Origin of the sequence: Helicobacter pullorum NCTC 12824, from assembly GCF_017979475.1 — a bacterium.
In the GTDB taxonomy this organism is placed as follows: Bacteria; Campylobacterota; Campylobacteria; order Campylobacterales; family Helicobacteraceae; genus Helicobacter_D; species Helicobacter_D pullorum.
The window spans coordinates 54,449-62,103 of sequence record NZ_JAERIT010000009.1 but is presented as its reverse complement, the minus strand read 5'-3'; the positions used below and the strand labels follow the sequence as shown (position 1 = coordinate 62,103).

Here is a 7,655-nt window from a genome sequence, read left to right as displayed (position 1 = left end):
CTTAGCATTAGAATAAATATGCAATGTGTGTATTAGAGAATATCAAGAGTTGTATTATTATAGAGTATTACCTAAAACTATTTAGGTAATACTTGAAAGATAATAAATAGCAATGGTATATAGTATTATGGGTAAGATATTGTATTCAATCATTCAATCATTTAGTAATTTAGTAAGCGGTTATAATGAATGAGTTTGGTGGGTAATGGTATAATTTAGTAGATAAGTGATTGTATATGAAAGTAATTATATCAATAATTAGAGAGTTAAGTGAGTGAGAAATAATTAGACAATCAAGCTGTGGATTTATTGATAAAATCTTCAATAAATAAGCCAATAAGTCAATAAAATAAATAGATGGATATAATATGTAGATAAATAGATGTGTAAGTAAATAATTAGGCAAGTGAGTAAATGGGTATGCAAGTAATCAGATGATTAATTCTTTAAGCAAGCAAGTATGTAGATAGATATATGGATAAGTAAGTAGTTAATTAAGTGTGTAAGCAATGAAGTAATTGTGCAAATAAGCAGGCAGGCAAGTAATTAGATAAGTATGTATGTAATGATGTGTTAATGGGGAAAAGGCTAAGAGAAAAATTTAAATTTGTTTTTATATCTTTGTATTTCTCTTGCATTGAGAGAAAAATAGATTCCACAAGCAATGAGTAGGCAGAGTGAGATGAGGAGAGCCAAAGGTAATGGGCTATTAGCCTCTAATGCACTGATAGCAAATGAGATTCCACCTGCAAGTGCAAATTGTATTGAGCCTAATAGAGCTGAAGCACTTCCTGAGTTTTGTTTGAAGCGAGCCATTGCTAAAGTAGTGGTATTTGGGATAATAAAACCAAGCATTCCAATCATCAAAAATAATAAAATCTCAAATGCCAAGAATCCTAAATCTAAAAAGCCCACAAAAATAAGCAAAATCGCAATTGCTAGCATTGTCAAAAAAGAATAGGGCAATACAAAATAAGGCGAATAGTGTCGAACTAATCTTGCATTAATATTTGCAAAAATCATAAAACTTAGTGCATTAATACCAAAGAGAATGCCATAGGATTTTTCACTTAAGCCATAATATTCTCTAAAAACATAAGAAGAACCCGTAATGTAAGCAAACATTGTCATCATAGCAAAACCAGATGCAAAAATATAGATTCTAAAGCGTCTATCTTTTAGAATTTTTTTATAATTATTGAGAATTGCTCGGCAATTGAAATTTTGAGTAGTAGTGTTTTCTTGAATACCCTGTAAGCCAAAAAAGATATAAATAAGCAAAATAATACCAAGTCCAAAGAGTATAGCAAAAATGCTTTTCCATGAAAAATAATCTAGTAAAATACTTCCAATTCCCGGTGATAGCATCGGTGCAAGAGATGAGACTACCATCATAAGTGCAAATACGCTAGCGGCTTCTTTGAGTTCAAAATTGTCATTAACAATTGCTCTTGCTATCACGATTCCAGCACATCCTCCAAGGGCTTCTAAAAATCTAAAGAATATAAAAGCATAAATAGAATCAAAACTAATACAGCCTAGACTAGATAGAATAAAAATAAAAATACCAATATAAAGCGGCTTTTTGCGACCATAGACATCACTTAAAGGTCCATAGATAAGTTGCCCTAATGCAAAAGCAACAAAAAAACTTGCCAATGAAAGTTGCGTATAAAAAGAGTTTGTAGCAAAAGAAGCTTGAACTTCGCCTAATGCAGGTAAATACATATCAGTAGAAAGTGGGGCTAGACTAGACATAAAGGCTAAGATAAGAATGAGATTTAACTTTTGGATTCCTTTGAAAGTTGTAGTTTTTTGCATAGATTTTCCTTAGATTTGGCGTTTATACAATGGCTTGTTTTTTTGTATTTCTATTTTTGGCTTTATTTTTTGGAAATAAAATGAAAAATTTTAAGTTAATTAATGTAAAATTGCAATAAATATGTTGAAGGAGAAAAAATGATTGATTATGCAAAATGTTGTTTTGCAAATGGAGCTTATAGAGAAAGTTTAATGATTTGTGAGAACATTTTAAGGCAAAATGCATTTGATCCTCAAGCTATCGAGTTGGCATCTATTTCTAGTTTGAAGCTTAAAGATGCGCGTTGTTATGACTATTGCCGCAGAGCTTATGAGGGAAGGACAAATTCTTTCTATCTAGCGTTTAATTTGGCAATGGCAGCTAAAGAAGTAGGGCGTTTTCAAGAATCTCGTTCTATATTAGAGAATCTTGTTAAATTACAAAACAATCCTCTCCAATGGCAGTGTTTAAGGGAACTTGCTAGTGTGTATCGTTTGGAAGGAATGTTGGATAATGCTTATCAAGCGTATGTGCTTTTGTTGCAACAAACGCCAAAAGATTTGGATTTGTGGAATGAGGTGAGCAGTCTTTATATGCAAGCAAATCCCCAAAAAGCACTCCAAACTTGCATAGAGTGCCATAATAAACTTTTAGAAATTATCAAACAACTAGAAGAAAATCCTAATAATGGAGATTCTAAAGAGAATCTAGCTTCCTTAGATGATATTCCAGAGTATAAAAAACCTTTGCAAGAGAGATTGGATAAAACAACGAATGCAAAATTGCCAGAACAGATTAATCCAGAAATTCAGACTATTAGAAATTTCTTAAACACTGCGTTGGATTTGAAAATAGCAAAACTCTTTTTCTTGACTAGACAAGATCAAGAGGCTATTAAATACTATGAAATGTTGCAGATTCCAAATAGCCAAAATGCAGAGTTTTGGAGAAATTTCGCTTACACGCTTGAATGTCAAGGGCGTTATGAAGATGCTAGACAAGCTTATGAGAATGCAATTAGTATCAATCCACACCCAACTTATAAATTTGACTTGGCATATCTTTTGATGCGTTTGGGGGATATTAAAGAGAATTGGCAAGCTGGTGTAGAGTTGTATGAGAATCGTTTGTTTTATGCTGCTTCAGAAACTTTTGCTCCTAATCTTTATCAGCAAGCTTTTGACGCTTTTAAGCAAGATCAAAAATGCTTTGAAGGCAAGAAGATTTTTGTGTATTGCGAACAAGGTTTTGGAGATACTTTGATGTATTGTCGCCTTTTAGAAAGAGTTTGTGAGAGTGCGGAGGAAGTATTGTTTTTGCCTCAAAGTGCAATGTATCCATTTTTTAGATATTGCCTTAAGCAGTTAAGAGCCGATGGAGATACGATTTTTGCCAAACTTAAAGTCCTTAATGCGTTGCCAAAAAACTTTGATTACGCGCTACCTATTTGCTCTTTGCCTTTTTTCTATCAAGTGGATTCTTTGGAAACTATTAATGCATTGAAAAGCCCGATTGTTCCTCTTGCTAAGACTGCAAAGAAGAATGCAAAAAAAACCATAGGATTTTATTGGTATTCAGAATTTACTCATCGTGAAAAAACTTCAAGGAATTTTCCTGTGGAATTATTTTTAGAAGCGTTTGAAGGCTTGGATTATAAGATTGTTTCTTTGCAATTTGGGGCAGATGGATTGCCTAAGAAGATTGAAAATAGAGGCAAAAACTTTCAAAGTTGGTTGGATACCTATGATGCGTTGGCAGATATTGATTATTTGGTTGGGATTGATAGTTCGCCGGGGCATTTGGGAATGCTGCTTGGAATCCCAACGATTATGGTGATTGACAGCCGTTTTGATTGGAGATTTGGTCGTTATGAAAAACCAACACCTTTATTTTATGAAAATATGAAAGATAAAGTAAAATTTGTTATTTATAAAAATCATCAAGAAACCAAAGAAGAATTGCATAATGTATTAAAAGAGCTTAAGGCTAGTAAATAATTAAGATATGACTTATTTGCTTGTAAGTATCAGTGTTGTTTTATTTATAATAGCAGTTGTGGCGGTGTGGTTTGCAGTGCAGAATATTGCATTACGCAAGGAGAGAGATTCTCTTGTCGTTCAAATAGACACCACACAAAGCACAAAACAGAGTTTAGAGGCAAAACTCATAGAAACTAGCAAATGCCATCAGCAAACTTTGCGTGAAAATGCAATAATGCAATCCCAGCTCGATTTGACACAAAAAGATAAAGAGATTCTAACTTCACAATTAACTAAAATTACACAGGATTATCATTTTATCTTGCAAGAAAAGGCTAAGATTCAAAGCAAATTAGAATCCACTGCTACACTTTTGGAATCTTTAGAACAGAAATACTCGCAGAACCTTGTGATATTGAAAGAAGAATTTGAAAAATCTATGCAGCTTCAATCTCAAAGCATGATTCAACAAAATAAACTCCATTTGCTAGAAGATTCTAAAAAAATCTTAGACTCGGTTTTTAATCCCGTGCGTGAAAGTATGAAAGAGTATAAAGATAAGTTGGTCGCAAATGAAATTAAACTTGAAGCAAATATCAAAAATATGTTTGCATACAGTCAAGCAATAGGGCAAAATGCTGATAAGCTTGCACAGATTCTCAAAGGCGATAAGAAGATTCGTGGGAATTTTGCGGAGATTCAGCTTAAAAATGTATTGGAGCATAGTGGGCTTGTCGCTGGAGAGCAGTATAAATTGCAAGAACATTTCAATTTTGAAGGCAGTGGGTATCGTCCAGATGCGGTGGTGTATTTGGACAAGCATAAAAGCATTATTATAGATTCTAAGTTTCCTTTGCCAAATAATTTTAGTTTTGAATCATTGAATGAAAATGTATGCCAAGAAATCGTGCGTAATTTAAAAAATCGCATTGATGAGTTGGCAAAAAAGCCCTATGCAAATTTTGAAGCACATACCTATGAATTTGTCTTGCTTTTTATTCCTTATCAAAATATTTTGGATTTGGCTTTGAGCGTGGATAGTGGAATCTATCAATATGCTTATAGCAAAAAAGTCTATCTTACTACGCCACAAACGCTTTTTATGGCATTAAAAACAATTGAAGTGAGTTGGGTTTATATCCAAAGTGATGAAAAGGTAATGAAAGCTTTTGAGGAAATTGGTAAGTTTTATGATAAGTTTGTGGGTGTTGCTGAAGATTTTGAAAGATTAAAGGGGCTTATTGAGCGATTGGGTAAGCAAAGTGATGAGTTGGATTCTAAGCTTTTGAGTGGTAGAGGAAGTTTAGCTAGTCGGTTTGAATCTCTCAAAAAACTAGGAGCAAAAACCGCAAAAAAACTTTCAATAGAGGAGAGTTTTCTATTGGAATAGGATTGTAAGGGCGTCTATTGCGTTTAAAAATTCGCGTTTGAAATGGATAATGATTGCAGGAATGATGACAATTAAAACTGCAAAGGCAACAGCGATTTTTACAGGGAATCCAATGGCAAGTAGGTTGAATTGCGGATGAGCTTTCATAATCATACCAAAGATAATATCAGATAGCAAAATAAGTGCAATAATAGGGAAAGACATTGTTAAGCCAATAAGAAACAAATTTGAAAAAGCTTTAATGGTGTAAAGAATGTAATTGTTGGAGTAAATAAATCCTCCTAGTGGAATTTCTTTAATGCTATCAGCTACAAAATATAAAAACAAATGGTGATAATCTAGGGCAAGAACAATCATTAAGGCTAAAAGAGAGAGCAATTGCCCAACAATTGGTTTTTGCGCACCTGTTACTGGGTCATAGGCGTTTGCTATGGTTAAGCCCATTGCAAAAGAGATTAATTCGCCTCCAAATGAAATCATTCCAAATACAATTTGCAATGCAAATGAGGCAAGGAAGCCTAGCATAATTTCTGTAATACCCGCAATGATAAATTCTAAAATTGTCATATTGGTGGGAGGTAGAGTAGTTACAAGAGGGATAAAAAGGATAGTTAGCCAAAAGATAAAAATCCCTTTGATTTGAGTATTGATGAGTTGATTTTCAAAAAAAGGAAAAAAAGCTACAATCCCAGCAAAACGCAAAAGCAATAACAAAAAATTAGTTACATTGCCTTCAGTGAGATAAGCTAGGAATTCCATTGTCTAAAGTGGGTTTAAAGTAGTATTTTCAAGTTTGTAAGCACGAGTAGCTTTCTTGGCTAAAAGTGGATCGTGTGTAACAAAAATTAATAAAGAATTGGTTGATTTGGTATAGCTAAAAAGTGTTTCCATAACATTGAATGCTGTTTCTCTATCCAAATTTCCTGTTGGTTCATCAGCAAAAATGATTTGGGGTTTTTTGGTGAGAATTCTAGCAATAGAAAGTCGTTGTTGTTGTCCTCCACTAAGGGAGCCAACATTTTTATTTAATGTTTCAGAGATTCCAAACATTTCAAGTAGAGATTCATCTATTTTTTCACCGCTAAGAATAGAAGCCACTTGAAGATTTTCATAAGCACTAAAGCCTAAAAAAAGATAATGGGATTGAAAAATCATACCGATTTTTTTACGCCTTAAGGCTAAAATCTCATTTTGTGGAAGTGTGTAAATATCAAGATTAAAAAGGGAGACTTTTCCGCTTTGTGGTTTGAGAAATGAAGAGAGTATGTGGAGCAAAGTGCTTTTTCCGCTTCCACTTACTCCCATAATCGAGACGATTTCACCACTCTCTGCACTGAAATCAAGACAATTTAAAATAGGTTTTTCATAACCAAATGAGATGTTTTGTGCTTCTAATAACATCTCACAGATTACCTTTTATCCAAGTTGTGCGGCTACTTCATCAGCGAAATTGCACTCTTGTTTTTGGATACCTTCACCAAGTTCAAATCGCACATATTCAACAACTTCAATATTATCATTGAGCTCTTTGCTCTTTTCTGCTAAAACTTGAGCGATTGTTTTTTTGTCATCCATTACAAAAAATTGTCCAAGCAAAGTTAATCTTTGGTCAAGCAATGTAGAATCGGCTTTGAATCTTTCAATTTGTCCGGGTAGAATTTTATCCCAAATAGCTTCTGGCTTGCCTTGCGCTTTCAAATCTGCTTTCAAAACTTCTTCTTGCTTTGCGATAATTTCATCAGTGAGTTCTAATTGACTAATATATTGTGGGATTTTGTGCAATGGTTTGCCTAGTCTTTTGAGCTCTTCATTTTCTTTTTCAAGCTCTGCAATAATCGCTGTTTTTTCACTTTTGATGAAATCCATATCAAAAGAATGATAGCTAATCACTTGAGGTTTCATCGCAGCAGCGTGCATACAAAGATTTTTAGTTAAATCTACTAATTTAGCAGCATTTTCTTCTTTTTGGCATTTAAGCGCAATGATAACGCCAACGCGTCCATTAGAATGCACATAAGCATTTACAATGCCACTGCCTTGAGCTTGAACTTTTGCAATTCTTCTTACTACGATATTTTCTCCAATTTTTGCAATTTGAGTCTTGAGATATTCTTCGAATTTCGCACCATCAAGATTAAGTGTGTGCAATTCTTCTGCATTTGAAATATTTGAATCTTGAACAATAGCGATAGTTTTTGCGCTCAATTCTTTGAAGCCTTCATTTTTTGCTACAAAGTCTGTTTCAGAATTAATCTCTACCATACTTGCTTTTTTGAAATCATCAGAAACTTGAATGCTAATGCTACCTTCAGCTGCGATTCTATCGGCTTTTTTAGCAGCTTTGCTTAAGCCTTTTTCGCGTAGATATTCTACTGCTTTTTCTAAATCTCCATTTGTTTCAACAAGGGCTTTTTTGCAGTCCATCATTCCTGCATCAGTCATTTCTCTAAGTTGTTTTACAAGTTGTGCGCTAATATCTGCCATT

General features: G+C 33.7%; 6 protein-coding genes. 2 read left to right on the top strand and 4 right to left on the bottom strand.

Translation table 11 applies throughout. The annotated features are described in order from the left end of the window. Positions 1–588: 588 nt before the first annotated feature. Entirely contained in the window at positions 589–1,821 is a 1,233-nt protein-coding gene (locus JJQ98_RS07150; RefSeq protein WP_060661925.1) for a multidrug effflux MFS transporter, read from the bottom strand. Between the two features lie 138 nt (positions 1,822–1,959). Here JJQ98_RS07150 and JJQ98_RS07145 point away from each other — a divergent pair, with 138 nt between their 5' ends. Together JJQ98_RS07145 and JJQ98_RS07140 are read left to right on the top strand one after the other, a co-directional pair. Next, positions 1,960–3,798: a tetratricopeptide repeat protein gene (locus JJQ98_RS07145; RefSeq protein WP_151105086.1), complete on the top strand. Its 1,839-nt coding sequence runs from the start codon at positions 1,960–1,962 to the stop codon at positions 3,796–3,798. 7 nt (positions 3,799–3,805) lie between these two features. Next, entirely contained in the window at positions 3,806–5,170 is a 1,365-nt protein-coding gene (locus JJQ98_RS07140) for a DNA recombination protein RmuC (RefSeq protein ID WP_247596717.1), read from the top strand. On the opposite strand, the gene fliR is transcribed toward JJQ98_RS07140, so the two are convergent. Genes fliR through tsf form a run of 3 tightly spaced genes read right to left on the bottom strand, consistent with a single transcriptional unit; the run spans position 5,159 to position 7,654 of the window. Continuing rightward, entirely contained in the window at positions 5,159–5,929 is a 771-nt protein-coding gene (gene fliR / locus JJQ98_RS07135; RefSeq protein WP_054195835.1) for a flagellar biosynthetic protein FliR, read from the bottom strand. The two genes, JJQ98_RS07140 and fliR, sit on opposite strands and share 12 nt — an antisense overlap. 3 nt (positions 5,930–5,932) lie before the next feature. Beyond that, positions 5,933–6,571: an ABC transporter ATP-binding protein gene (locus JJQ98_RS07130; RefSeq protein WP_005023625.1), complete on the bottom strand. Its 639-nt coding sequence runs from the start codon at positions 6,569–6,571 to the stop codon at positions 5,933–5,935. 15 nt (positions 6,572–6,586) lie between these two features. Beyond that, positions 6,587–7,654: a translation elongation factor Ts gene (gene tsf, locus JJQ98_RS07125; RefSeq protein ID WP_054198650.1), complete on the bottom strand. Its 1,068-nt coding sequence runs from the start codon at positions 7,652–7,654 to the stop codon at positions 6,587–6,589. Position 7,655 lies beyond the last annotated feature (1 nt).

Excerpts from the sequence above, each read along its gene's own strand:
- tsf (WP_054198650.1), bottom strand. The coding sequence starts at position 7,654 with ATGGCAGATATTAGCGCACAACTTGTAAAACAACTTAGAGAAATGACT.
- JJQ98_RS07130 (WP_005023625.1), bottom strand. The coding sequence starts at position 6,571 with ATGTTATTAGAAGCACAAAACATCTCATTTGGTTATGAAAAACCTATT.
- JJQ98_RS07140 (WP_247596717.1), top strand. The coding sequence starts at position 3,806 with ATGACTTATTTGCTTGTAAGTATCAGTGTTGTTTTATTTATAATAGCA.
- JJQ98_RS07145 (WP_151105086.1), top strand. The coding sequence starts at position 1,960 with ATGATTGATTATGCAAAATGTTGTTTTGCAAATGGAGCTTATAGAGAA.
- JJQ98_RS07150 (WP_060661925.1), bottom strand. The coding sequence starts at position 1,821 with ATGCAAAAAACTACAACTTTCAAAGGAATCCAAAAGTTAAATCTCATT.
- fliR (WP_054195835.1), bottom strand. The coding sequence starts at position 5,929 with ATGGAATTCCTAGCTTATCTCACTGAAGGCAATGTAACTAATTTTTTG.